Source organism: Streptomyces sp. GQ60 (genome assembly GCF_059758875.1).
The window spans coordinates 1-2,104 of record NZ_JCAXEG010000051.1; the positions used below are offsets into that span (position 1 = coordinate 1).

1 protein-coding gene is annotated in these 2,104 nt (G+C 65.1%); it reads right to left on the minus strand.

Going from position 1 to position 2,104, the window contains the following annotated elements:
- Positions 1–36: 36 nt before the first annotated feature.
- Complete coding sequence (ltrA, locus tag AC6CKD_RS37890; RefSeq protein ID WP_498333969.1) at positions 37–1,431, minus strand: group II intron reverse transcriptase/maturase; 1,395 nt, start codon at positions 1,429–1,431, stop codon at positions 37–39.
- Positions 1,432–2,104: the final 673 nt, after the last annotated feature.

Genomic DNA, 2,104 nt, shown 5'->3' on the forward strand with positions numbered 1-2,104 from the left:
TCTCTCAACGCAACGGGCTCTCCACGGTTTCTGCCGTCAGACGGGGTTCGCAGGCTGCCATGGGTTGGGGATCGTGCTGGCCCGGTATCGGTAACGGCTGACCGTGAACGATGCGATCCGGAACAGTTCGATCCCGTCTGCCGCGATGGGTCGCCATTTCCCGGTGGGAGTGGTGAACCGGCGGCGGACGTCGCTCCAATTCCATCGGTGACGTTCCCGCAGCATGCGGATGAGACGCCACCACACGAAGGCGTCGAGCCTGCCGAAGACATGCTTGGCGACAGCGTGCTTGAAATAGTTGGCCCAGCCGCGCATGATCTGAGTGAGTCTGATCAACACGGCGGCAAGATCCTGCTGCGATGTCCTGCCTGTCAGAGCACGAACCTTCGCCTTCAGCGACCGGATGGGCCGGTCGGCGATGAAGGTGTAGACGTGCCACTTGGTCGTGCCTCCTTTGCGTTTCCACTGGATGCGGAAGCCCAGGAAGTCGAACCCGTCGCTCATGTGCGTGATCTGGGTCTTTGCCTGAGACAGGCGCAACCCCAGAGGTTCAAGCACGTCAGCGACTTCTTCGCGTAGCGCCGCGGTGTCGGCCTCGGTGCCGTGCACCAGGACGACGAAGTCATCCGCGTAGCGGACGGTCCGCCAGGTCGGTTGACCCTTGCGGCGTCGGTAGGCGCGTTTGCCTTCGGTGGCCATTGCCCCGCCCGGTTCCCACGGCCTATGCAAGTGCTCATCGAGCGCCGACAGGGCGATGTTCGCCAGTAGCGGGGAGAGGATGCCGCCTTGCGGGGTGCCGGTCAGTGTTTCCTTCTGCTGGCCGAGTTCCGTGAGGACTCCGGCTTTGAGGAAGGCCTTGACCAGCGTCAGGACGCGCTTGTCCTTCACCCGGTGACGCACTCGGCCCATGAGAGCCGCGTGGTCGATTGAGTCGAAGCACGCCTCGATATCCGCATCCAGCACCCAGCGGTATCCACGGGTGCCGAAGTAGTGGATCTCGGCGATCGCGTCCTGGGCCCGCCGTCGGGGCCGGAACCCGTAGGAGACCGGTTTGAAGTCGGCCTCGAAGATCGGTTCCAGCACCAGCTTCAGCGCCGCCTGAACGACCCGGTCCGCGATCGTCGGAATCCCGAGCTTGCGGACCTTCCCCGAGCCTCCCGGCTTGGGAATGCAGCGTTCCCGCACCGGCAATGGACGGAACGAGCCGTCCTTGAGTGCGGCCCTCAGGTCGTTCAGGAACCCGGGAACACCGATGGACTCCTCGACATCGGTGGCCGTCAGGCCATCGACGCCAGGAGTCCGGGCTCCCTGATTGCCCGCGACCCGGTCGAACGCCACCAGCAGCGTCGCCGGATCGTGCACGAAGTTGAACAGGTCATCGAACCGGCGGCCGGGATCGGCCACCGTCCAACGGTGAAGCTTGGTCTGCATCTCCAGTACCCGGGCCCGAGGACCCGGAGCTCCGCCATTCGGCGGGGCATCTTCCGGCATTGCAGCATCCTTCCCTTCTCGATACCGCTGCCGCCCTTCCCCATGCGGCCGGCTCTCCCGGCCTCGGAGTACTACGGCGGCTCCGCCCCGTCCCGGTCCGATCAGCGGTCGATGCGCTCAGCCCGGCCGGCCTGCTGGAGGCAGGCGACGGGGCGAGGTTCGGGACGGTTCCCGTGTTCACTGTGGTTCGCTCGATGAAGGAGGAGCCCGACTGTGTCCCTGCGGCATCGCCACGAGTACGCCGCAGACATTCCTCGTGGCCTCCCGGCCAGCTCTTGAACACCGACCCAGAAGTTGTCAGACCACCCGAAAGGATGACCTGCATACGCACCGCTACCGGCCCTGCTCCACCAGGTTCGAGCCGGAGGCACTTTAAGAGACGTAAAACGCCGGTTCCTCGCGTACTCCTCTCCATCACGCTCGCCGGACCCGCCCCATCTGGCAGTACTGGATACGTCCCGGCTTTGTCAGGGCCGCTCTCGCCCTCCCCGGCATCACCCGGACCAGGCTGCCCTCAGCTTCAACCCAACTGCCGCGACAGCAGGTTGGTGCAGGTCTTCCACCTCCACTCGAACCAACAGCGCCTCACGGCGCAACCAAGATCCGTGCCAGA